At 60.9% G+C, this 23,834-nt stretch carries 22 protein-coding genes; 15 read left to right on the top strand and 7 right to left on the bottom strand.

Going from position 1 to position 23,834, the window contains the following annotated elements:
- Window positions 1-114: 114 nt before the first annotated feature.
- The gene (gene lnt / locus G5137_RS11485; protein WP_421255396.1) at window positions 115-1,659 is read left to right on the top strand and encodes an apolipoprotein N-acyltransferase; all 1,545 of its coding nucleotides are present in this window, start codon (window positions 115-117) and stop codon (window positions 1,657-1,659) included.
- Window positions 1,660-1,720: 61 nt separating this feature from the next.
- On the opposite strand, the gene nqrE is transcribed toward lnt, so the two are convergent.
- The 5 genes from nqrE to G5137_RS11460 form a co-directional block, all read right to left on the bottom strand.
- Entirely contained in the window at window positions 1,721-2,323 is a 603-nt protein-coding gene (gene nqrE / locus G5137_RS11480; RefSeq protein ID WP_421255395.1) for an NADH:ubiquinone reductase (Na(+)-transporting) subunit E, read from the bottom strand.
- Window positions 2,324-2,522: 199 nt separating this feature from the next.
- Window positions 2,523-2,963 carry a hypothetical protein gene (locus tag G5137_RS11475; protein ID WP_421255394.1) on the bottom strand — a complete coding sequence of 147 codons (441 nt, stop codon included), beginning with the start codon at window positions 2,961-2,963 and terminating at the stop codon, window positions 2,523-2,525.
- Between the two features lie 211 nt (window positions 2,964-3,174).
- Window positions 3,175-4,356, bottom strand: a complete 1,182-nt coding sequence (locus tag G5137_RS11470; protein WP_421205128.1) for a MerR family transcriptional regulator — start codon at window positions 4,354-4,356, stop codon at window positions 3,175-3,177.
- A gap of 169 nt (window positions 4,357-4,525) precedes the next feature.
- The gene (gene recJ / locus G5137_RS11465) at window positions 4,526-6,256 is read right to left on the bottom strand and encodes a single-stranded-DNA-specific exonuclease RecJ (RefSeq protein ID WP_216978180.1); all 1,731 of its coding nucleotides are present in this window, start codon (window positions 6,254-6,256) and stop codon (window positions 4,526-4,528) included.
- Window positions 6,222-6,869, bottom strand: coding sequence for a disulfide isomerase DsbC N-terminal domain-containing protein (locus G5137_RS11460; RefSeq protein ID WP_216978179.1), 648 nt, complete (start codon window positions 6,867-6,869; stop codon window positions 6,222-6,224). Before G5137_RS11460 ends, recJ begins: the two co-directional genes overlap by 35 nt.
- A 316-nt stretch (window positions 6,870-7,185) precedes the next feature.
- Here G5137_RS11460 and mscL point away from each other — a divergent pair, with 316 nt between their 5' ends.
- Window positions 7,186-7,596, top strand: a complete 411-nt coding sequence (gene mscL / locus G5137_RS11455) for a large-conductance mechanosensitive channel protein MscL (RefSeq protein WP_042054731.1) — start codon at window positions 7,186-7,188, stop codon at window positions 7,594-7,596.
- A gap of 72 nt (window positions 7,597-7,668) precedes the next feature.
- Here the strand turns inward: mscL and xerD are convergent, their stop codons facing one another.
- Window positions 7,669-8,568, bottom strand: a complete 900-nt coding sequence (gene xerD / locus G5137_RS11450) for a site-specific tyrosine recombinase XerD (RefSeq protein WP_042061134.1) — start codon at window positions 8,566-8,568, stop codon at window positions 7,669-7,671.
- 249 nt (window positions 8,569-8,817) lie between these two features.
- On the opposite strand from xerD, the gene fldB reads away from it, so the two are divergent.
- The 3 genes from fldB (at window position 8,818) to G5137_RS11435 (ending at window position 12,279) form a co-directional block, all read left to right on the top strand.
- Window positions 8,818-9,336 (top strand): flavodoxin FldB, encoded by a 519-nt coding sequence (fldB, locus tag G5137_RS11445; RefSeq protein ID WP_069554118.1) that lies wholly within the window; start codon window positions 8,818-8,820, stop codon window positions 9,334-9,336.
- A gap of 202 nt (window positions 9,337-9,538) precedes the next feature.
- Entirely contained in the window at window positions 9,539-10,939 is a 1,401-nt protein-coding gene (locus G5137_RS11440; RefSeq protein WP_421255393.1) for a TldD/PmbA family protein, read from the top strand.
- Window positions 10,939-12,279, top strand: a complete 1,341-nt coding sequence (locus G5137_RS11435) for a TldD/PmbA family protein (protein ID WP_421255392.1) — start codon at window positions 10,939-10,941, stop codon at window positions 12,277-12,279. Before G5137_RS11440 ends, G5137_RS11435 begins: the two co-directional genes overlap by 1 nt.
- Window positions 12,280-12,365: 86 nt before the next feature.
- On the opposite strand, the gene G5137_RS11430 is transcribed toward G5137_RS11435, so the two are convergent.
- Window positions 12,366-12,860: a zinc ribbon-containing protein gene (locus G5137_RS11430; protein ID WP_005348075.1), complete on the bottom strand. Its 495-nt coding sequence runs from the start codon at window positions 12,858-12,860 to the stop codon at window positions 12,366-12,368.
- Window positions 12,861-13,005: 145 nt separating this feature from the next.
- Here G5137_RS11430 and leuS point away from each other — a divergent pair, with 145 nt between their 5' ends.
- The 10 genes from leuS to G5137_RS11380 all read left to right on the top strand — a co-directional run bounded on the left by leuS (window position 13,006) and on the right by G5137_RS11380 (window position 23,818).
- Entirely contained in the window at window positions 13,006-15,582 is a 2,577-nt protein-coding gene (gene leuS / locus G5137_RS11425) for a leucine--tRNA ligase (protein ID WP_421255391.1), read from the top strand.
- A 98-nt stretch (window positions 15,583-15,680) separates the two neighbouring features.
- On the top strand, window positions 15,681-16,163 hold the full coding sequence (gene lptE / locus G5137_RS11420; RefSeq protein WP_005335160.1) for an LPS assembly lipoprotein LptE: 483 nt from the start codon (window positions 15,681-15,683) through the stop codon (window positions 16,161-16,163).
- Window positions 16,163-17,200, top strand: a complete 1,038-nt coding sequence (gene holA, locus G5137_RS11415; RefSeq protein ID WP_421255390.1) for a DNA polymerase III subunit delta — start codon at window positions 16,163-16,165, stop codon at window positions 17,198-17,200. Before lptE ends, holA begins: the two co-directional genes overlap by 1 nt.
- Entirely contained in the window at window positions 17,194-17,844 is a 651-nt protein-coding gene (gene nadD, locus G5137_RS11410) for a nicotinate-nucleotide adenylyltransferase (RefSeq protein WP_216953018.1), read from the top strand. Before holA ends, nadD begins: the two co-directional genes overlap by 7 nt.
- 103 nt (window positions 17,845-17,947) lie before the next feature.
- Window positions 17,948-18,289: a ribosome silencing factor gene (rsfS, locus tag G5137_RS11405; RefSeq protein ID WP_005335165.1), complete on the top strand. Its 342-nt coding sequence runs from the start codon at window positions 17,948-17,950 to the stop codon at window positions 18,287-18,289.
- Between the two features lie 19 nt (window positions 18,290-18,308).
- Window positions 18,309-18,776: a 23S rRNA (pseudouridine(1915)-N(3))-methyltransferase RlmH gene (rlmH, locus tag G5137_RS11400; RefSeq protein WP_005335166.1), complete on the top strand. Its 468-nt coding sequence runs from the start codon at window positions 18,309-18,311 to the stop codon at window positions 18,774-18,776.
- Window positions 18,777-18,879: 103 nt separating this feature from the next.
- Complete coding sequence (gene mrdA / locus G5137_RS11395) at window positions 18,880-20,802, top strand: penicillin-binding protein 2 (RefSeq protein WP_216953017.1); 1,923 nt, start codon at window positions 18,880-18,882, stop codon at window positions 20,800-20,802.
- Window positions 20,795-21,898 carry a rod shape-determining protein RodA gene (gene rodA, locus G5137_RS11390; protein WP_005335170.1) on the top strand — a complete coding sequence of 368 codons (1,104 nt, stop codon included), beginning with the start codon at window positions 20,795-20,797 and terminating at the stop codon, window positions 21,896-21,898. Before mrdA ends, rodA begins: the two co-directional genes overlap by 8 nt.
- Window positions 21,898-22,896, top strand: a complete 999-nt coding sequence (mltB, locus tag G5137_RS11385) for a lytic murein transglycosylase B (protein WP_304520590.1) — start codon at window positions 21,898-21,900, stop codon at window positions 22,894-22,896. The genes rodA and mltB overlap by 1 nt, the downstream gene beginning before the upstream one ends.
- Entirely contained in the window at window positions 22,838-23,818 is a 981-nt protein-coding gene (locus tag G5137_RS11380) for a septal ring lytic transglycosylase RlpA family protein (RefSeq protein ID WP_421255389.1), read from the top strand. The genes mltB and G5137_RS11380 overlap by 59 nt, the downstream gene beginning before the upstream one ends.
- Window positions 23,819-23,834 lie beyond the last annotated feature (16 nt).

Raw genomic sequence — 23,834 nt, 5'->3', positions numbered from 1 at the left:
CCTCGGGGCGTTGTGCTCTCTGCCACCGGCATCGAGGCTCGCCGTTGCCCCGCTTACAGGTTAAGATACCGGCCATTCGACCCCAGTTGCACACCAAGACGAGCACCATCGCCCGTGAGAATATCCCCTGTTACTTCCAAAATTCTGTTAAGCCTTAGCGCGCTGGCCTCTGGCGCCATCGCCGTGCTGGCCTTCTCCCCCTTCGGCTACTGGCCGCTGGTGATCCCCTCCCTGCTTGGCCTCTACGCCCTGCTGGACAAAGCCACGCCGAAACAGGCCGCCTGGCGCGGTTTTGGCTACGCCATGGGACTCTTTTTGCCGGGGCTATGGTGGATCCATGTCAGCATGACCGAGTTTGGCGGCATCCCGCTGCCGATGGCCTTCGTCCTGCTGGCCGGGCTCTCCGCCTATCTGGCCCTCTACCCGACGCTCGCCTGCTGGGTCTTTGCCCGCTTCTTTGGCGGCCGTCACTGGAGCCGCTGGCTGCTCGCCTTCCCGGCCCTCTGGTTGGTGGCTGACTGGCTGCGCGGCTGGGTGATGACCGGCTTCCCCTGGCTCTGGTTTGGCTACAGCCAGATCGACGGCCCCCTCAAGGGCTTTGCCCCCATTCTCGGGGTGCAAGGCATCACCCTTGCTCTGCTGTTCTCCGCTTCCGCTATCTGGCTGGTGTGGAAATCCCGCTCCCCGCTCTGGCTGGCGGTGCCTGCCCTGCTGGTTGCCGGTGCTCACGGCCTGATGCAACTCAACTGGGTGGCCCGTGGCGAACCGGTCAAGGTGGCACTGGTGCAGGGCAATATCGCCCAATCCCTCAAATGGGATCCGGAGGCGCTGGCCCCCACGGTGCGCACCTATCAGGACTTGAGCCGCGAGAATCAGGATGCTGACATTATCATCTGGCCGGAGTCGGCGATCCCGGCCATCGAGAAGGCGATGGGCCCCTATCTGGAGAATCTGGACAAGGCGATGAAGGTGAACGATACCGGCCTGCTGGCGGGGATCATTCACTACGACGAGCAGCAACAGCGCTTCTACAATACCGTGCTCGGCATGGGGGTGCAGGATGCGGATGGCAAGGAGTCCTACTTCTACAACCACTCCAACCGCTACAACAAGTACCACCTGCTGCCCATCGGCGAGTTCGTGCCGTTTGAAGATCTGCTGCGCCCCATCGCCCCCTTCTTCAACCTGCCGATGTCCTCCTTCAGCCGGGGTGACGAGGTGCAGCCCAACCTGATCGCCAAGGGGCTCAAGTTTGCCGCCGCCATCTGCTACGAGATCATCTTCCCGGAGGAAGTGCGCCGCAACGTCAATGCCGATACCGACTTCCTGCTGACCGTCTCCAACGATGCCTGGTTCGGCACCAGCATCGGCCCCTGGCAACATATGGAGATCGCCCGGATGCGCGCGCTGGAGCTGGCTCGTCCGCTGCTGCGCGACACCAACACCGGTATCACTATCGTTACCGAGATCGATGGCAGCATCATCGGCCAGATCCCGCAGTTTGAAGCGGGCGTGCTGCGCAGCGAAGTGCGTCCCGCCCACGGCGAGACCCCCTACATGCGCTTTGGCAGCTGGCCCCTCTACGGTCTGACCGTGCTGCTGCTGGGTCTGGCGCTGGCGCTGCGTCCCAAGGCTCATCCCTGGGCCCGCGAGCTGTAATGGCCATCCGCAATCCCTGATAAACAACGAGGCGCCCGCAGGCGCCTCGTTTTTTTCATCTTCAATCAAACGATATGCCTGAGAAGGACATAAAACCGAGGGACATCAGCCCCGCCACGATAAAGGTGATGCCGATGCCCCGCAGCCCCTCGGGGACATCGGCGTACTTCAGTTTCTGGCGCAAACCGGCCATGGCGACAATGGCCAGCAGCCAGCCAAGCCCTGAACCTGCGCTGTAGACCAGTGACTCAATGAAATCGTAATCCCGCTGCGCCATAAACATCACCCCGCCGAAGATGGCGCAGTGCACCGTCAACAACGGCAGATAGATACCGAGCGCCTGATAGAGCGCCGGAACGTACTTGTCGAGCACCATCTCCATCACCTGCACCAGCGCCGCCAACACCCCGATGTAGATGATGTAATCGAGAAATCCCAGATCGAATTCACCGAAAAAGGTACTGCCTGCCCGCAAGATATGGCGGTAAATCAAGTTGTTGAGGGGAATGGCGATCACCATCACCACCAGGATCGTCATGCCAAGGCCAAAGGCGGTGTTGATGTTCTTCGAGACGGCCAGAAAGGTACACATCCCCAGAAAGAAGGCCAGGGCGAGGTTTTCGACAAAGATCGAGTGAATAAACAGGTTGAGGTAGTAGTCCATAGGTGTGCTCACCAGGTGTTTGCGCAAAGAGAAAGTCTGCCTCTGGCCGATGGCCAGCAGCATGGACGACACAACAGAAAGCGCGGACGCAACTCCGGACGATAGAGCGCAGGCTGCAGGTGTCAGCCTGCCCCGTCAGTCAATCGGTAGCGTTAAAAGCCGTGTGAAAATGTGGATGAGCGTCCGCCAGCCGGGTGAGCTAGTCGCCTTGACAGAAACGATATTGCAGATGGTGGCCGCAGAGTTGCCGTTTATGCAGATAGCCAACGTGGCCACAAGCTTGTCTGACATAGATCAGCGGCACAAAGAACAGCAGGCCACAGAGCAGGCCGAGGATGTCGTGCTGGAACCAGGCCAGCAGCATCTGATAGAGATGGCCGTCCCGCGCTTTCGCCAACCGCCGCCCCTGCTCGACCCCGTGGCGCCACTGGTTGCCCGGCAGCAAGCCGACCGTGTCGACGAGACGCTGGTTGAGCGGGTCTTGCAGTGCCATCCCCGCCATCGCCCCGGCAGATGGCCCCTGCGAAACGGCGCTCAGCCCAGCTGCGGCAAAAGCAGCGAGCCACAGAATGCAGGCGATGGCAAAGGCCATTGCACCGTGCTGTATGCGGCTTGGGGTGAAGCGACTGGCAAGAGGCAAGGTTCGAGCTCCTTCAGGGATGACAGGAATGCGGGGATAAATATATCACAAGCAATCGCTTTATTGGATTTTGATATTCAATTAATCATTCAAATCAGCACTAAACACTCAATTATCACTGAACTGAGCATTTAAAAACCCAAACAAATGGGGGAGCATCTGCTCCCCCGTCCGGTCCCTGGCTCACCCTCAATGGCAATAGCCATCCTCTTCACATCGCCTGCAGGCAGCAGATCACATAGCCGTAACTACCCAGATATTGGCGGTGGATGGCCACTTCCCGGCTCAAGTCCTGCCAGGCGGCACTCTCCCCCAGCTCGTCTCGATAGCGCACCAGATTGACCTCGATAGGGGCCAGATAGTTGTTCCAGGCGCTCATCGGCAAGGGGGTGTGTGACAGGCAGCGGTAGCCTGCCGCTTGTACCGTCTCAAGCAGGCCCGCCAGCGTCTGCATGGCGGGATAATCCTGCTGCCAGAATGCCAACGCCGCCTCTGGCGGGTTATCGGTCAGCCAGACCACATCACTGAGCACGATGCAAGCCTGTGGGCTCGCGAGCAGTGGACGCCACGCCTTCAGTGCATTGGCAACCCCCATCACGTAAGCGCTCCCCTCTGCCCAGATGAGGTCGGCCGGGACCAGATCGTCCGGCAGTGCCGCCATGTTGGCGCAGAGGGTGGAGACATGCTCAAAGCCCGCAGCACGGGCGGAGTGCGCCACGGCGGCCAGCGCCTCCTCTTCCAGATCGATGGCCACAATGGCGGCATCAGTCACCTGAGCCAGCGCCATGGTCGAGGCACCGCGCCCGCAGCCCATGTCGAGGATACGGCGCGGCCGGATGGGCAAGGCGGCAAACTGCTGCTGAGTGAAGGCGCGATCCCCCGGCCCCCAGTAACTCATGCCATCCAGCAGCTGGATAAAGTCCTTGATGTAACGCTCATGTTCATTCATGTCTTTGCTCAACCATTGCAAGTGGTAGCGATCTTTCTCGCTAAAACCCTGTTTCATCACCCAAGCGAAGTAGGCCTCCGGTGCCTCGCGCTGCAGTTGCAGCTGCCAGGCCTTGAATTCCTCACCGGAGCGCGGGCGCAGCCCTGCCAGATCCGCCAACAGATCCCGGGCGCGCTGCATCCGCGCCAGCTCCTCATCCAGCTCCCTGACCCGGGCCAGCAATGCCGCCTGATCTATCTCGCCAGCCAGACAGGCGAGGCACTGCTTGAGGCTGAGGCCACCTGCCTGCAGGGCCTGAACCATCTGCAGTCGCTGCAGATCCCCCTCGTCATAGTGGCGATAGCCGTTGGCGGCCCGGGTACCGGTAATCACCCCCAGCTTCTCGTAATAGAGCAGGGTGGAGCGGGCGAGGCCGCAGCGGCGGGCCAGTTCGGATATTTTCATGGCAATCACTCACGGTGCGGGCCCTCAGGTGACCCGATAGAGACGAGCTTAAACTGTAAAGCTATAGACAGGTCAACGCCCTTTTCCAGAGATCTGCCAACAAAAACGGCCACCCGAGGGTGGCCGTTTTTGTTGGCGCTATCTGCGATAAAGCAGCGATGCTCCCAGCTCAGAGACCGGCTGCCTCCAGATGCTCCACCAGCAGCTGCACGCTGCGGTTGCCGCGCCACTCGTTGACATCGAGCCGGTAGACAAGCCGCACCCGCTTCACCGAGGCATCGGGCCAGCGCTTGAGATCGACGCCGAAGGCGATGGCATCCACCGCGTGACCAGAATCGGTTGTCAGCATCATCTTGAGGTGCTTCTCCCCCACCAGCCGCTGCTGCACCAGCACGAATTCGCCGTCAAACAGCGGCTCGGGGAAGGCCTGACCCCAGGGGCCGGAGGCGCGAATCAGCTCTGCCAGCTCGAGAGTGAGCTCGTCCGGCAGCAGCTCGCCATCGGTGAGCAGCACCCCGGTCAAGAGCTCCGGTGTCACCAGCTCGCTGATGACTGCCTCAAAGGCCCGACCGAACGCCTCGATGTTGGCCTTGGGCAGGGTCAGCCCCGCCGCCATGGCGTGGCCGCCAAACTTGCCCATCAGCCCCGGATGGCGGGTATCGAGCAGTTCCAGTGCATCGCGCAGGTGCACGCCGGGGATGGAGCGGCCGGAGCCCTTGAGCTCGGTCTCGCTGCTCTCGGCAAAGGCAATGACCGGGCGGTAGTACTTCTCCTTCACCTTGGAGGCCACCAGCCCCACCACCCCCTGATGCCACTCGTTGCGGTGCAGCACTATGCCCGACGGCACCTCGCCATCGCGAAAACGGATCTGCTCCAGAGTGGCGAGGGCCTCCTGTTGCATCCCCTGCTCGATCTCCTTGCGCTCCTGATTGAGGCTGTCCATCTCGGCCGCAAGCTGGCGCGCCAAATTGAGATCATCGCAGAGCAGACAGGCAACCCCGAGGGACATATCATCGAGACGGCCCACCGCGTTGAGGCGCGGCCCCAGCGCAAAGCCGAGGTCGGCGGCGGTGAGGCGGCGACCATCGCGGCCCGACACATCCACCAGCGCCTGAATGCCGGGGCGACAGCGCCCGGCCCGGATCCGCTGCAAGCCCTGATGGACCAGAATACGGTTGTTGCCATCGAGTGCCACCACATCGGCGACCGTGCCTAGGGCCACCAGATCGAGGTAATCCGCCACATTGGGGGCGCGCAACCCTTGCCGTTCGTACCAGCCGAGCTGACGCAGATGGGTGTTGAGGGCCGCCATCAGATAGAAGGCCACCCCCACCCCGGCCAGCGACTTGGAGGGGAAATCGCAACCATGCTGGTTCGGGTTGACGATGGCATCGGCGTCAGGCAGCTCCTGACCCGGTAAATGGTGATCGGTAACCAGTACCTGCATGCCCGCCGCCTTGGCTGCCGCCACCCCGGCGATGCTGGAGATGCCGTTATCCACCGTGATAAGAAACTCGGCGCCACGGGCCACCGCCAGCTCGACAATTTCGGGGGTAAGGCCGTAGCCAAACTCGAAGCGGTTGGGCACCAGAAAATCGATGTGGCGACCGCCCATGGCGCGCAGGGCCAGCACACACAGGGCCGAACTGGTGGCACCATCGCAGTCGAAGTCGCCGACAATCAGGATCCGTTTCTGGGCAGTCAGAGCCTCCGCCAGCAGCGGCACCGCCTGCTCCATGCCATAGAGGCGCTGGGGCGGCAACAGCTGGCTGGCGCTGCGCTCCAGCAGGGCGGGATCCTCTACGCCACGGCTGGCGAAGATTTGGCGGAGCAGGGGATGCAGGGTGGCAGGCAGATGGGAATCATCAACTCGCGGACGACGACGGATTTGCAGGGACATCAATATGATCCAGTATCTTGAGCAGCTGTTCGGGGCTCTGATACCCGCGCACCAGATCCCCGTCGGAGGAGACCCAGGCCGGCAGTACCTTGACCCCCAACCATTGGCTCAGGCCAATATTTTGGATAAGGGTCTCACTACATGCCGTTTGAGGCAAATAGGCTTTGAAGGGATCATTCTGTAGCAGGGGATCCTGGCACCAGTGGGAAGCCTGTCCTGCATGTTCAATCACGGGGTAGAGCTCGACACTGACCCCGGACGCCTGCAGATGTTGCAGCGTGCCGGACAGCTGGCGACGAGCGGCATCCTGCTCACCGAAAAAGAGCGCAACCCGATGACGCTCATTACTGGCCTGGAGCACGACCGGTGTATGGGTCACCTGGGACAAGCCCAGTCGACGCTGCTCGCGCATGCCCGAGATGGTGAGGTTCTTCATGTTATGAGTCATATCCAGCATGACCCCCTGCACCACATAGTTCCCCTTGGCATCGCTGTAGAGCACCCCTTGTGAAGTGCCCAGCATATAGAGCCCGGGAATGGGGGTCTGTTCCACCAGATAAACAGAGACCCCTAACCGGGCGGTAATGGTCTGTTTCAAGGTTTGGGTATCCATCCCCGCTCTGGCAGCAAATGTGCACAAAAGCATCATTCCCAGTAGTAAATACTTCACTTGTTTACTCACGCGGTATGAATGAATCGACCCAGCAAACTACAGCAGCACAGCTCATCATTCAACCAGCTACTTATCAAAAAATTAATATCACTTTGTACCAAAAAAATGGTTCCCCCCGATTGCCAAGGACTCATAACGCCCGCAAGCTAGTCAGGACGACAGGAATAACGCAGCTTAGCCTCTGTTTTTCCTGACAAGAGTTCGCCCTTTGGCCAGGGTAGTCAACGCGCTATCTTGTTTAATTTCGGAGGAAATAATGAGTCTGATTCAAGAGTTCAAAGCCTTTGCCGCCCGCGGCAACGTCATCGACATGGCCGTCGGTATCATCATCGGTGCCGCCTTCGGCAAAATTGTCTCCTCTTTTGTCGGTGACGTGATCATGCCGCCCATCGGCCTGATCCTGGGCGGCGTGGACTTCAGCGACCTGGCGGTCACCCTGAAGGCTGCAGAAGGGACAACACCCGCCGTGGTCATCGCCTATGGCAAGTTCATCCAGACCATCATCGACTTTCTGATCATATCTTTCGCCATCTTCATGGGACTGAAGGCCATCAACACCCTCAAGAAAAAGCAGGAAGAGGAAGCCGCCGCCCCGGCAGGCCCGACCAAGGATCAGGAGCTGCTGACCGAGATCCGTGATCTGCTGAAATCCCAGCAAGGGAAATAAGCGCCATCTCCTGTCGTGTAGAGATAAAAAAACCGCCTGCTGGCGGTTTTTTGTTTTTGGGAGGCCAGCCACTCAAGCTCTGGGGTGGTGCTCCCCGTGCAGCGCCTTGAGTCGCTCGTTGGCCACATGGGTGTAGATCTGGGTGGTGGAGAGATCCGCGTGACCCAGTAGCATCTGCACAACCCGCAGGTCGGCGCCGTGGTTGAGCAGATGGGTGGCAAAGGCGTGGCGCAAGGTATGGGGGGATAGCTCGCCGTTAATCCCGGCCCGCTGCGCGTAAAGCTTGATGCGGTGCCAGAAGGTCTGGCGGGTCATCATACGGGCCTGCTTGGAGGGAAACACCACATCTGAGCTGGTGCCCCCCAGCAGCAGGGTGCGGGCCTCGCGGTAGTAACGCTCCAGCCAGTGCATCGCCTCCTCGCCCATCGGCACCAGCCGCTCCTTATTGCCCTTGCCGACCACCCGCACCAAACCCTGACGCAAACTGACATGCTCGGCAGTGAGCCCCACCAGCTCGGAAACCCGCAAGCCGGTAGCGTAGAGCAGTTCCAGCATTGCCTTGTCCCGCAACTCCAGCGGGTCATCCACCAGCGGCGCACTCAGCAACGCATCCACCTCCGTTTCGCTTAAATCGGAGGGGAGTTTTTTCGGCAGCTTGGGCCCCTCCAGCAGCACGGTCGGATCATCGCTGCGCAGCTTCTCACGGTTGAGATACTGATAGAAACGGCGCAAGGCCGAGAGAAAACGGGCGGTGCTGCTGGCCGCAAACTGGTGATCGACCCGCCAGGCGAGGTAGTGCTGGATCTCGTCCATCCCCGCCAGCAGCAGCGAGCTCCCCTGCTCGTCGAGCCAGAGGGAGAACTTCTCCAGATCGCTGCGATAGGAGCTGACCGTGTTGTCAGACAATCCCCGCTCCAGCCAGAGAGCATCGAGAAAGGGTTCAATCAGGGGATGGGGGTCGGGCTTGCTCATGGTGCGCTGCAATCAGGGGAAAGATGGCCCATTGTAACGCGCCAACTCCTTGGAAAGACAAGGCACTTTCATTGGAAAGATAAGGCACGTTTGCCACCCCCCTTGCCGGGCGGTGAAGGTCGAATGGCAATCTGCTAGACTGGCGCCCTCCCCTTACGTTACCCATCGTGTTGCCAACATGGCGCAACCCACACGAGCATGAGAGAACGCGCCAAAGCAAGCGAGAAAGCGCCAACAGAGAGAAGAGCGATGAAGATTGGTCTGTTTTACGGTTCCACCACCTGCTACACCGAGATGGCTGCCGAGAAGATCCGCGCCCTCATCGGCCCCGAGCTGGTGGATATTCACAATATCAAGGATGTCTCCCTACGCCTGATGGAGGATTACGAGATCCTGATCCTCGGCATCTCCACCTGGGATTTTGGCGAACTGCAGGAGGACTGGGAGTCCCGCTGGGAAGATATCACTGATCTCCATCTGGAGGGACGCATCGTCGCCCTGTTTGGCCTCGGCGATCAGCTCGGTTATGGCGAATGGTTCCAGGACGCCCTCGGCATGCTGCACGATCAGCTGGTGCCAAAAGGGGTCAAGCTGGTGGGCTACTGGCCCAACGAAGGGTACGAATTCGATGCCTCCAAGGCACTGATCGACGATGGCCGTCACTTCGTCGGGCTGGCCCTCGATGATGCCAACCAATATGACCAGACCGATCCGCGCATCGAGCAGTGGGTCGAACAGATCCTGAGCGAAATCCACGCCCTGCTCTGATCTTTCCTACGTTTTGGCAAAACGACCCTGAGCGCCTGGCCCTGGCCGCCGGGCGCAGTTATCGCACCGATTTTCTCAATCGGTATCATCGCATGACGCTATAGCGACTTTTTTGTGCTGGTCTGCAACAATGGACTCGACATCCCATAACAATCAGAACCGGATGTCGGAAGCAAACGGACAGACCAGAAAAGGATATTCTATGACTCCATTCTCCCTGTTGGCCCCCACCATTGCCCGTGACGTGCTCGATCACGCGCTGGCGCTGGGTGCCGATTTTGCCGAGCTGTTTGTCGAGCGAAAGCGCCGCAGCCAGCTCAGCCTGCTCTCCAGCCAGATAGAGAACATCAGCGGCGGCCTCGATTTCGGTATCGGCGTGCGCCTCTGTTACGGCCACAAGGTGCTCTACGGCTACACCAATCTGGCCAGCCGCGACGAACTGCTGCGCATCGTCACCCTGCTGGCGGCCAAAGACCGCCGCGACCCGGTGGTGACCGCCACCGCCTTCGATTTCACCCGCCTGAGCGATCGCAACCCGGTGGCCCTGCCGCTGTCGGCAGACAAGCTGCTGGAGCAGAAGATCGCCTATCTGCACGCCATGGATGCGGTGGCCCGTGCCGAGAGCAGCAAGGTGAGCCAGTTCTCCGGCAACGTGCTGGGCTGGGAGCAGGAGGTGGAGATCTTCAACAGCGAAGGAGTGCAAGTGGCCGATCGCCGCCACTACAACCGCATCATGGCCCAGACCATCGCCATGGAAGGGAGCGAGCAGAGCGTCGGTTACGAGGCCCCCGGCGCCCTGATGGGCTGGGAGCATGCCGATCGCATCGATCCGCGCGAGCTGGCCCTCACCGCCACCCGTCAGGCACTGGTGAAACTGGGGGCGGCTCCCTGCCCGAGCGGCACCCTGCCGGTCATCATGGAGAATGGCTTTGGCGGCGTCATCTTCCACGAGGCGTGCGGTCATCTGCTGGAGACCACCTCGGTGGCCAAAAAGGCCTCGGTATTCCACGACAAGATGGGCCAGCTCATCGCCAATCCGGTGGTCAATGCGGTGGATGAAGGCTTGCAGAGCAACGCCTGGGGCTCCATCAACGTCGATGACGAGGGGATGGCGACCCAGCACACCCAGCTCATCAAGGACGGCGTTCTGACCGGCTTTCTGGTGGACAGAATGGGCGCCCTCAAGACGGGCTACGCCCGCACCGGCTCCGGGCGGCGCGAATCCTACAAGTACGCCCCCACCTCGCGCATGCGCAACACCTATATCGAACCGGGCCACCACAGCCTCGACGATATGCTGGCCACGGTAGAGCACGGCATCTACGCCAAGAAGATGGGGGGCGGCTCGGTACAGCCCGGCACCGGCGAGTTCAACTTCAATGTGCAGGAGGCCTATCTCATCGAGCACGGCAAAATCACCGAGCCGCTCAAGTCGGCCACCCTGATCGGCACCGGCCCGCAGGTGCTGAAAGAGATCTCCATGGTGGGCCGCAATCTGGCGCTGGCCGCAGGCATGTGCGGCTCGGTCTCGGGCTCGGTCCCCACCTCGGTGGGCCAGCCAGCGCTGAAAGTGGACAATATTCTGGTGGGAGGGAACGCCTGATGAGCACCATCGACATGAATCAACTGCTCACCCGCCTGCTGGATAAAGTGGCCGACCTCAACGCCGAGGCAGACATCATCGCCAATCAGGAGAAGGCCTTCTCCCTCAAGGCAGACAAGGGCGAGCTAGGTGAATACAAGGTCACCAGCAGCCAGCAACTCGGCATTCGCCTGATCAAAGAGGGTCGAGTCGGCATCGCCTACTCGGAATCCCTCGATGAGCTGGCGCTGGATGCCATGCTGCAGGATGCGCTCGATGCCAGCCGCTTTGCCAAGGTGGATGCGGATCAGCGCATCTCGGTGGCCAATAGCCTGATCACCACAGATTGCGCCGAGATCAACCAGCCCGATACCACGCCGGTTGAGGAGAAGATCGCTCTGGCCCTGCGCCTGGAATCTGACATGCTGGCCATGCCCGATGTGAGCGGCGCCCCCTACAACAGCTTCTTCGAAGGGGAGAGCCAGCTCTGGCTCGCCAACAGTCATGGCACCCTCTGCCAGCACGGCGAGTTCAGCGTCGGCTGCTACACCTCGGCGCTGGTGGAACGGGATGGCCGCCAGTCGATGCACTCGCAGGGCCAGTATGGCCGTCGCTTCGACGAGCTGGATAGCCAGCGACTCATCGAGCAGATCTACGCCATCGCCGATGGCCTGCTGCCCGGTGAAGCGGTGCCGAGCGGTCGCTACAGCGTCATCTTCAGTACCAACTGCTTTGCCAGCCTGTTTGGCTGCTTTCAGGGCGTGCTGTCGGGCAAATGGGCCCAGCAGGGGATCAACCCCTGGCGCAGCAAGGTCGGCCAGAGCGTGGCGTCACGCTGGCTTACTCTGGAAAGCCGGGTCTATATGCCTGGCGGCATGAACATCAAGGCGTTTGATGGCGAGGGGGCTGCCAGCTCGGATCTGCTGCTGATTGGCGAAGGGGAGCTGAAAACCCTGCTCCACAACAGCGCCACTGCCCGCCACTTTGGCGTCGCCAGCAACGGATCGGCCGCCCGCGGTGCCCGCAGCGCCCTCGATGTGACCGCTCGCCATCTGGTGTTTGGCGCGGGCCCCCACTGCGAAGCGGAAGTGCAGAGCGGCGACTATCTGGAGCTGGTCAAGCTGGATGGCCTGCATTCGGGTGCCGATGCGGTGAGCGGTGACTTCTCCTTTGGCGCGTCGGGCTTCCTCTGCCGCGATGGAGTTCGCCTGCAGCCGGTGCGCGGCATCACGGTAGCAGGCAACTTCTACCGCCTGCTGGGCGAGCTGGAAGCGGTCGGTGACACCATGCACCACAACGACAGCAAGGGCTTCTACGCCCCGCTTATCCGTTTTGGTGGCCTCTCCGTCGCAGGCAAGTAAACGCCACGACGAAACCTGCAAGTAAGAAAAAGGCGCCTAATGGCGCCTTTTTCTCGTTATCTCGTCCGCATTGATGGTATGGCTGCTCAGGGCGAGAGCGGCTCGCGATGATACTCGGCGCAGCCGCATTCGGGGCAGGTATCGAGCTGCTCGGGGTGCAGCACGGTATGGCGCCAGCCACACTGGTCGCACACCATGACCCCGAGCCCTACCCAGTCACCCGCTTCGTAAACACCCTTGTGCTCCAGCTCGTCGGCCAGCTCGCGCCACTCCACCTGGGCGCGGTCGGTCACATCCGCCAGCCAGGACCAGGCGGTGTCTTTGAGGGCCAACATAAAGGCAGACTCTTCCACCTGCGCACTATCGTCATGGCGCCCCTCGTCATAGTTGCCCAGATCCCGCTTCACGTACTCGGCGATGAGCGCCAGCTCGTCCTGAGTCAGGTCGCTGGCGGCCTCCAGATAGGCCTGCACCTTGGCAATCATCCGGTTGAGGCGCTCCCCCTGGAACTCTTCAGTCTCTTGCCACTGTTTTTGCAGCTCGGCAATGAAGGCTTCGTACCCTTTTTGACGTTTGTCCATGGCTCTAACTCCTCTACTAAACCCTGATCTGGCCCGGCTTAAGGCCCAAGGGACGCTGGCGGTTGTTGCCGCCGCAGGATATGGGTATTCTATTGCGATTTCCCAGCTGATTTATCTATTCATTTCACAGATCCGGATGTCACCAATGCAAGAGCAATACGTTCCCCAATCAATCGAACCAGCAGTGCAAAAGCACTGGGATGCCAAGAAAACCTTCAAGGCCGTGGAGAAGGTAGACAAGGAGAAGTTCTACTGCCTGTCCATGTTCCCCTATCCGTCTGGTCGACTACACATGGGGCACGTTCGTAACTACACCATAGGTGATGTGATCTCCCGTTATCAACGCCTCAATGGCAAGAACGTGCTGCAACCCATCGGTTGGGATGCCTTCGGTCTGCCGGCGGAAAACGCCGCCATCAAGAACAACACGGCGCCGGCCCCCTGGACCTACGAAAACATCGAATACATGAAGAACCAGCTGAAGATGCTGGGTCTGGGTTATGACTGGGATCGTGAAGTCGCCACCTGCAAGCCGGACTACTACCGCTGGGAGCAGTGGTTCTTCACCAAGCTCTACGAGAAGGGTCTGGTCTACAAGAAGACCTCCTCCGTCAACTGGTGCCCGAACGACATGACCGTACTGGCCAACGAGCAGGTAGTGGACAACTGCTGCTGGCGCTGTGACACCCCGGTGGAGCAGAAAGAGATCCCCCAGTGGTTCATCAAGATCACCGACTACGCCGAAGAGCTGCTCAACGACATCGACAATCTGGAAGGCTGGCCGGAAATGGTCAAGACCATGCAGCGCAACTGGATTGGCCGCTCCGAAGGGGTCAACATCAGCTTCGCCATCGAGGGTCAGGCTGAGCAGCTGGAGGTCTACACCACCCGTCCGGACACCTTCATGGGCGTCACCTATGTCGGTATCGCCGCCGGTCACCCGCTGGCGCTGCAAGCAGCCCAGAACAATCCGGAGCTGGCCGCCTTTATCGAAGAGTGCAAGAACACCAAGGTAGCCGAAGCCGAGCTGGCCACCATGGAGAAGAAGGGCATGGCCACCGGCCTCTATGCCATTCACCCGCTGGATGGCCGCAAGGTACCGGTCTGGGTCGCCAACTTCGTGCTGATGAACTACGGCACCGGCGCCGTGATGGCAGTTCCGGCCCACGATCAGCGTGACTTCGAATTCGCCACCAAATATGGCCTCGACATCAAGGCTGTCATCAAACCGGTTGATGGCGACGTCGACGTGAGCGAAGCGGCTTATACCGAGAAGGGCGTGCTGTTCAACTCCGGCGAGTTTGACGGTCTCGACTTCCAGGGCGCCTTCGATGCCATCGCCAGCAAGCTGGAAGGGCTCGGCAAGGGCAAGCGCACCGTCAATTACCGCCTGCGTGACTGGGGTGTCTCCCGTCAGCGCTACTGGGGTGCCCCCATCCCGATGCTGACCCTAGCTGACGGTACCGTAGTGCCGACGCCGGAAGACCAGCTGCCGGTGCTGCTGCCGGAAGATGTGGTGATGGATGGTATCCAGAGCCCGATCAAAGCCGATGCCGAGTGGGCCAAGACCACCTACAACGGTCAGGAAGCGTTCCGCGAGACCGATACCTTCGACACCTTTATGGAGTCCTCCTGGTACTACGCGCGCTACTGCTCGCCAGACTACGACAAGGGCATGCTGGATCCGGCTGCTGCCAACCACTGGCTGCCGGTGGATCAGTACATCGGCGGTATCGAGCACGCCTGTATGCACCTGCTCTACGCCCGCTTCTTCCACAAGCTGCTGCGTGACGCCGGTCTGGTCAACAGCGACGAGCCGTTCAAGCGCCTGCTCTGCCAGGGCATGGTGCTGGCCGACGCCTTCTACTACAAAGACGAGAAAGGCGGCAACGTCTGGGTCAGCCCGACCGACGTCAAGGTAGAGCGTGACGAGAAGGGTCGCATCACCAAGGCCATCGACAACGAAGGTCGTGAGGTAATGCACTCCGGCATGACCAAGATGTCCAAGTCCAAGAACAACGGCATCGACCCGCAGCTGATGGTCGAGCGTTACGGCGCCGATACCGTCCGTCTGTTCATGATGTTCGCCTCCCCGGCAGAGATGACGCTGGAGTGGTCCGACTCCGGCGTAGAGGGTGCCCAGCGCTTCCTGCGTCGCCTGTGGCGCGTCACCTTCGAGCACGTCTCCGGTGGCGCCGTTGCCGCTCTGGATGTGGCTGCTCTCACCAACGAGCAGAAAGCGGTACGCCGTGAACTGCACAAGACCATCGCCAAGGTGAGCGATGACGTGGGTCGCCGTCAGACCTTCAACACCGCCATCGCCGCCATTATGGAGCTGATGAACAATCTCTCCAAGCTGGGTAGCGACGAGCAGGACCGCGCCCTGATGCAGGAAGCGCTGGAAGCCGTGGTGGCCATGCTCTACCCCATCACCCCGCACATCGGCTTCGAGCTGTGGAAGATGCTGGGCAAGGGCGACGACATCGATCACGCAGCCTGGCCGGTGGCCGATGAAGCGGCCATGGTCGAGACCGAGAAGCTGGTGGTGGTGCAGATCAACGGCAAGATGCGCGGCAAACTGACCGTGCCGGCCGAGATCAGCCAGGCCGATGTCGAGAAGCTGGCGATGGCCGATGCCTCCGTGCAGAAGTTCACCGACGGCCTGACCGTGCGCAAGGTGATCTATGTACCGGGCAAGCTGCTCAACATCGTTGCTAACTGATCGGTTGCCAACTGATCATTGCCAATCTGTGACAGCAAACGGATGATAACGGCGGGCCCTGCGCCCGCCGCTTTCCCTTAATGCAAAGAGGATTTTCTATGGGCACCATCTTCACCCGCTGGATGGCCATCGTGCTGGCTGGTCTGCTGCTGCAAGGCTGCGGCTTTCACATGCGCGGCAACGGCATTCCGAGCGAGCTGATGACCATGAAGGTCGTGGGCGACAACAAGAGCGACTTCTACCGGATGGTTACCACCCGTCTGAAGGCCTCTGGCGTGACCCTGGCCGACAAGGAGGGCATTCCGGTGCTCACTCTGGGCGGCGTAGGCAGCACCAGTCAGGTCGCCTCGGTCAACGCGCTGGGGACGGACACCGAATATGTGCTGGGCTTTGGTACCCAGTTCACCATCTCGGTACCGGGCAAGCCGACCCAGGTCTTCCCCATCAACTTCAACCGCAGCTTCCTCAACAAGCCGGATGCAGCGCTCGCCTCCTCCCGTGAGCAGGAGCAGCTCAACCGCGAAATGCAGGAGCAGGCGGCCAATCAGGTGATCCGGCAGTTGAGTCAGGTCAGCTTCTGATGCGGATTTACCCGGAACAATTTGGTGACCACCTCAAAGCAGGGCTTCGGCCCTGCTATCTCGTTTTTGGCGACGAGCCCCTGCTGCGACTGGAGGCCATCGACGCCATCCGTCAGATCGCCCGCAAGCAGGGTTTCGATGAGCGCCACACCTTCGTGGTGGAACAGGGGCTGGACTGGAATCAGGTCTACGATGCCTGTCAGGCCATGAGCCTCTTCTCCGCCCGTCAGATCATCGAACTGGAGCTGCCCGCCAAGGTGGACAAGGATCTGGCCGCCCGTATCAGCGAAATTGGCAAGCAGCTTCATCCCGACCTGCTGCTGGTGCTGAGCGGCGGTCGCCTCAACCAGACCCAGATGAAAGCAGCCTGGTTCGACAAGCTCTACCAGATTGGCACCTATGTGCCGGTCAACCATCCGGAGCCCAAGTTCTTCCCGCGCTGGATGAGCGCCCGTTTTGCGCGTTTCGGCCTCAAGGCGCTGCCCGATGCCATCAACTTCATGTGCCACTCCTACGAGGGCAACCTGCTGGCCGCCAGCCAGGAGATCGAGAAGCTGACCCTGCTCTCGCCGCCCCAGCCCATCAGCGTCACCTATCTGCAAGAGACCATTATCCGCCACGCCCACTTCACCCCGTTCCAGCTGGTCGATACCCTGCTGGAGGGCAAGGTGAACCGGGCCCAGCGCATTCTGGCCGCCCTGCGGGCCGAAGGCACCGAGCCGGGGATGTTGGCCTGGACCCTCTGCCGCGAGCTGGAGCAGCTGACCGAGCTGTCGCTGGTGATGCGCAACGGCCAGCCGCTGGGGGAGCACTTCAGCCGCCTGCGCATCTGGCAGAGCCGCCAGCAGCTCATTCAGCAAGCGCTGACTCGTCTCCCCTTCGCCAAGTTGCAACAACTATGGCAGCTGATGGCGCAACTGGATGGCGCCCAGCGCCGCTTTGATACCGAACAGGCGTGGCTGATGCTGCAGACCATTGCCCTCGGCTTTCGTGATGGCACCCCGCTGCCGCTGGTGATGGAGAGCAGCCCGTGCTGAAGGCGCCTGTCGGTTTGCTTGGCGGCACCTTCGACCCCATCCATATCGGTCATCTTCGCCCGGCGATCGAGGCGCGCGATGCTCTCGGGCTGGCCGAAATGCGGCTGATCCCGAACCATATCCCGCCCCACCGCGCCAATCCGTTCTGCTCCAGCGAACAGCGTCTCGCCATGGTCAAACTGGCGGCGGCAGAGAACCACCACTTTGTGGTGGATGAGCGGGAGCTGAGACGGGACAAGCCCTCTTACACCATCGATACCCTGATCGAGCTGCGTCATGAACTGCCCGATACGCCGCTCTGTTTTCTGATGGGGATGGATTCCCTGCTGAGCCTGCCAAGCTGGCACCGCTGGCAGGAGCTGCTCGACTATGCCCATCTGGTGGTGAGCGTGCGGCCGGGCTGGCAACCGGATTATCCGGCCGGGGTGGCACAGCTGCTGGCGCGCCATCACACCGCGGATGCCAACGCGCTGCATCAGCGTCTGGCCGGTCATATCTGGCTGGCGGACAACCAGCCCATCGAACTGTCAGCCACCCGACTGCGAGCCTTGCTGGATGCGGGACAAGACACCCGCTACCTCTTGCCCGAGTCGGTTGCGCACTATATTGATCAACAGGGGCTCTACCGCGCCAACCGCCGCTAGCCCCTGTCGTTATCCCGCCCCACCCGATGGGAAACGGGAGTGACCATGATATAATCCGCCGCCCTGACGCAAACGCTGCGCGCCGGAATACAGGAGAGACTCATTGCAAGGCCAAGAATTGCATGCCTTTATCATCGACAAGATCGATGACATGAAAGGCCGCGACATCATCACCCTCGATGTACGCGGCAAATCCAGCATTACTGACACCATGATCATCTGTTCCGGCAACTCCAGTCGTCACGTCAGCGCCATTGCCCACCATCTGGCCAGCGAGGCCCGCCACGCGGGTCTGGATCTGCTGAGCGTGGAAGGGCAACTGAGCGGTGAATGGGTGCTGGTAGATATGGGCTCGGTGATCGTGCATGTGATGCAGGATGAACACCGTGACTTCTACCAACTGGAAAAGCTGTGGAGCGGTGCCGCTCAAATGAATACGCAATAAGAGCACAAGTGTAACGACCATGAAGATCCAGTTGATTGCGGTGGGCACCAAGATGCCCGCCTGGGTAGAGCATGGCTTCGAAGAGTATCGTCGCCGCTTCCCCAAAGACATGCCGTTTGAACTCGTCGAGATCGGCGCTGGCAAACGGGGCAAAAATGCCGACATTCCCCGCATCCTGCAGAAGGAAGGGGAAGCCATGCTGGCGGCTGCGGGGCGCTCGCGCATCGTTACCCTCGACATTCCGGGCAAGCCCTGGACCACGGAGCAGCTGGCCACCCAGCTGGAGGCGTGGAAACTCGATGGCCGCGATGTGGCCCTGCTGGTCGGCGGACCGGAAGGCTTGTCCCCCGAGTGCAAGGCTGCTGCCGAACAGAGCTGGTCCCTGTCACCGCTCACCCTGCCCCATCCGCTGGTACGGGTACTGGTGGCCGAGAGCCTCTACCGTGCCTGGAGCATAACGACCAATCATCCGTATCATAGAGAGTGAGCCATGCGTCTCTGGAGTCTCACCTCTCATATTCACCCCTATCACAGAGAGTGAACAATGCAGTTCCTGCTCTTATTGCCCCCAAGGGTCTTGAGGTAAAGGCATGCTGAAACAACGCATCGAAATGCGCGATCACAGTGCCGAGGGCAATCTGTTCTTCCGGCGCACCCTGGTAGCCTACATCGGCATCGTCGTGCTGATGCTGGTGCTGCTGGGCAATCTCTATTATCTGCAGGTCGAGTCCTACGACACCTACCAGACGCGTTCCAACTCCAACCGCATCCGGGTAGTGCCGGTCGCGCCACCCCGGGGTCTCATCTACGACACCAACGGCGTGCTGCTGGCGGAGAACCGCCCTGTCTACAGTCTGGAAATCGTCCCGGAAGAGACTAGGGATCTTGAAAAAACCGCTGACCAGCTGATCGCCCTGCTGGGGCTGCCGGAAGGCACCAAAGAGAAGTTTCTGACCGAGGTGAAACGCCAACGTCGCTTCAAGCCGGTCCCTCTCTACGAAAAGCTGACCGAATATCAGGTGGCACTCTTCTCGGTCAACCAGCACAACTATCCGGGAGCCAGTATCGAGGCTTACCTCAAGCGCTACTACCCGTTTGGCGACACCCTGACCCATGCGCTGGGTTATGTGGCCAAGATCAACACCCGCGACGTGGAGCGTCTCGAAAAAGAGGACAAACTCGCCAACTATGCCGCCACCAAGGATATCGGCAAGCAGGGGGTGGAGAAGTATTACGAGGATGAGCTGCACGGGGTGGCGGGTTATCAGGAGGTCGAGGTCAACAACCGCGGCCGGATTGTCCGCACCCTCAAGTTCCAGCCTCCGGTTCCGGGCAAGGATATCTACCTCAATATCGACGTCCGGATGCAGCTCAAGGCCCAGCAACTGCTGGCCGGCCAGCGTGGTGCCATCGTGATGATGAACCCGAAAACCGGTGCCATCCTGGCGCTGGAGTCGAGCCCGAGTTATGACCCCAACCTGTTCGTGACAGGCATATCCAGCGCCAACTACTCGGCACTGCTCAACGATCCGGCACGGCCGCTGGTGAACCGCACCACTCAGGGCATTTATGCCCCTGCCTCCACCGTCAAGCCCATGATGTCCATCATGGGTCTCAACGAGGGGGCCATCACCCCGGGCTACCGCTATTTCGGCGGCCCGAGCTTCTCCATTCCCGGTACCACCAAGAAGTTTCGCGACTGGCGCCGCTGGGGTCATGGCTGGCTCGACGTCTATCGCGCCATCGAGGTCTCGGCAGATACCTACTTCTACGATCTCGCCTATCGGGTCGGCATCGACAAGATCCACAGCTATATGACCAAGTTCGGCTTCGGTCAGTACACCGGGGTCGATCTCTATGAAGAGACCAAGGGTGTCATGCCGTCTCGTGACTGGAAGATGGCCCGCTGGCGCCAGCCCTGGTATCAGGGTGACACCATCTCTGTCGGTATCGGTCAGGGCTACTGGAGCGCCACCCCGCTCCAACTGGCCAAGGCGATCAGCATCCTGACCCAAAACGGCCACGACGTGACGCCGCACTTGCTCAAGAGCACCGCTTCGCAGGCGGGGGTGGTCGATGCCCCGGTCAACCCCAACATCGCCCTCAAGCTCAAGAGCGACAGCTACTGGAAAGTAGCCCAGGACGGCATGTGGCGCGTCAACCATGGCAGTGAAGGCAGTGGCCGTCATGCATTTGCAAAGGCCCCCTACTCGTCAGGTGGTAAATCAGGCACTGCGCAGGTAGTCGGTTTGAAGGAAAATCAGGTCTACAACATCAAGACCGTCAAGGCGGAACATCGCGATAACGCCCTGTTCGTTGCCTATGCCCCCTTTGAGGCGCCCAAAGCGGTCGTCGCACTGGTGCTGGAAAACTCCATTGGTGGTGGTGGTGGCCGGGCTGCATCGCCCATTGCACGCCAGATGCTGGATGCCTATCTGCTGCCCCCAGATCCGCAACTGCCACCGGCACCGGAAAAGCCGTCCCAACCGAGTGAGGTCGCCCCCCATGAGTAATTCAGCCCGCCAGCAGAGTATCTGGTACAAGCTGCATATCGACCTGCCCCTGCTGTTGGGGCTGTTGGCCGTGATGACCCTCTCCATGGTGGTGCTCTACTCCGCCTCCGGTCAGGATATGGACTCCATCGTGCGCCAGCTGGTGCGCGGCGGTCTCGCCTTTGCCCTAATGATCGGCCTGGCCCAGCTGCCCCCCTCCCTCTACGCCCGCTGGTCGGTGCCGCTGTTCGCCGTGGTGGTGCTGATGCTGATTGCGGTGGACGTGTTCGGCCACATCGGCAAGGGGGCCCAGCGCTGGCTCGATCTGGGCTTTATGAAGTTCCAGCCCTCCGAGGTGATGAAGCTTTCCATGCCGATCATGGTGGCGGCCTGGCTCAGTCGCCACTCGCTGCCACCCAAGTTCAGCCATGTGGTGATCGCCCTCATCATGGTGCTGCTGCCCACCCTGCTGATCGCCGCCCAGCCGGACCTTGGCACCTCCATTCTGGTGGCCGCCTCCGGCTTCTTCGTGATCTTTCTGGCGGGGCTCAGCTGGTGGCTGATCGGCTTGGCGGTTCTACTGATGCTGGCCTTTATGCCGGTGCTCTGGTTCTTCCTGATGCACGACTACCAGCGCCAGCGGGTGCTGATGCTGCTCGACCCAGAGAAAGACCCGCTCGGCCGCGGCTATCACATCATCCAGTCCAAAATTGCCATCGGCTCCGGCGGCGTCTTCGGCAAGGGGTGGCTGCAAGGGACCCAGTCCCAGCTGGAGTTCCTGCCCGAGCGCCATACTGACTTCATCTTCGCGGTATTCAGCGAGGAGTTCGGTCTGGTGGGGGTTGCCCTGCTGCTGGTGCTCTACCTCTACGTCATCAGCCGCTGCCTGTTTATCTCGATGCAGGCCCAGAACAGCTTCGAGCGACTGCTGGGCGGCGCCATCACCCTCACCTTCTTCGTCTATGTGTTCGTCAACATGGGCATGGTGAGCGGCATCTTGCCGGTGGTAGGGGTGCCCCTGCCGCTGGTGAGTTATGGCGGCACCTCCATGGTGACCCTGATGGCCGGATTCGGTATCCTGATGTCCATCCAGACTCATAGAAGACTACTCGCCTGATGAGACGGGTTGGATTGCTGCTCTCGCTCGCCACCACGATGGCGACCGCCGCTGTGGCGCCGGATCGGTTGGCCCTGCTCGCCGAACAGCAACAGGTGCCGCTGGCGGAGTTGCAGGCCGCGGTCGCCCGCGCCCAGTTGCGCCAAGAGGTGCTCGACACCATCAGCAAGCCGTGGGAAGCCAAACCCTGGCATCGCTACCGGCCGCTGTTCGTTACCCCGGATCGCATCCGTGACGGCCAGCTGTTCTGGCAACAGCATGCCGCCACGCTGGCGCGAGCCGAGCAGACCTATCGGGTGCCCGCCTCGCTCATCGTGGCCATCATAGGGGTAGAAACCTTCTATGGTCGTCAGATGGGCCGTCATCCGGTGCTCGATAGCCTCTACACCCTGGGGTTTCACTACCCCGAGCGGGCCGACTTCTTTGCCAAGGAGTTTGCCCAGCTGGTGGTGCTGGCCAAAGAGGAAGGGTGGCAACTCGATACCCTCAAGGGCTCCTATGCCGGCGCTATGGGGATGGGGCAGTTCATGCCCTCCAGCTATCGCCACTACGCCGTCGATTTTGACGGGGATGGCAAGCGGGATCTGTTTGCCAACCCGGTCGATGCCATCGGCAGCGTGGCCAACTATTTTGCCAGCCACCAGTGGCGCTGGGGCGAATCCGTGGTGGAACCGGCCCAGATCGGGTTGATGGCAGTCGAACCTCTACTCAGGCCTGAGCCCGAGCTAACACAACAGTGGTCAGAACTGGCGGCGGCAGGGATTGAGCTCGCCACGCCGCTGGCCCCACAGACGCCGGTCAAGTTGCTGGCGTTTGCCCAAGCCGATGGACCGGAATACTGGGTCGCACGGCATAACTTTTATGTGATCACCCGTTACAATCGCAGCCCACTCTATGCGATGGCGGTGTATCAACTTAGCCAAGCCATTCAGGAAGCGTATGCATCTTCGTCACAAACTCCTCCCGCTCAGCCTGAGCTTGTTGCTGGCCGCCTGTAGCAGCCAGCCGGAACAGAGCGCCCCCATCGAGCCGCAAGCACCGGTCAGCAAGCCACCCGTTATCGAGATCCCGCAAGCCACCGGCGCCATTCCGCGCCCCGAGCCCCTGAGTGCCAGCGGCAACCGGGACTACTGGATCGGCAAGCAGAAGCACGAGGTGTGGCGCGACATCAAACACTACAGCGAAGAGGGCACCGCCAGCTGGCTGTCGCCGGATCTGGACGGCCAGAAGACCGCCAACGGCGATGTGCTGGACAGCAAGCTGTTCAGTGCCGCCCACCGCAACCTGCCCATCCCGAGCTATGTGAGGGTCACCAATCTGGACAACGGGCTGGAGACCATAGTGCGGGTCAACGATCGCGGCCCATTCAACAGCCCGCGCCTGATCGACCTCTCCTACGCAGCGGCCAAGCAGTTGGAGATGGTCGATAGCGGTGAAGCCCGAGTACGGCTGGAGCTGATCAGCGACACTCCGGATCAGATGGTGATCATGGAGCCAATGAAGCCCATCGAAATGACTCCGACCACTCCGGCTGCGGCCTCCAACACGCTGTCGCAAGATGGCTTCTTGGGTGAACCAACCGCACTGGCGATGGCCACTCCCGCTGCCGAACCAGCTCCCGTCAAGGCACCCGCCGCCAAGCCCGCCAAAGCGGCACCTGTCAATCCAGCGCCAGCCAAGGCCGCAGCTCCTGCCAGCAGTGGGGATGGCAAGATGATCCAGGTACTGGCCAGCGGCTCCCGGGATCGGGCCGAGGCGATGGGCAAGGTGATGACCCAGCGCCATGGTGTGCCCTACCGGATTGAAGCCCATGGCGCCATCTTCCGGGTCTTGATCGGCCCGGTGGAGGCGGATAAACAAGCCGCACTGCTGGAAAAAGTACGGCAAGGGGGACTGGAACAGGCCTTTATCGTACCCTGATCCCTCCTCTGACAGC

Origin of the sequence: Aeromonas sp. 600282, from assembly GCF_049175755.1 — a bacterium.
GTDB classification, from domain to species: domain Bacteria; phylum Pseudomonadota; class Gammaproteobacteria; order Enterobacterales; family Aeromonadaceae; genus Aeromonas; species Aeromonas veronii_A.
Note: the sequence above shows the minus strand (reverse complement) of the source record. Positions and strands in the feature narration are given on the sequence as shown.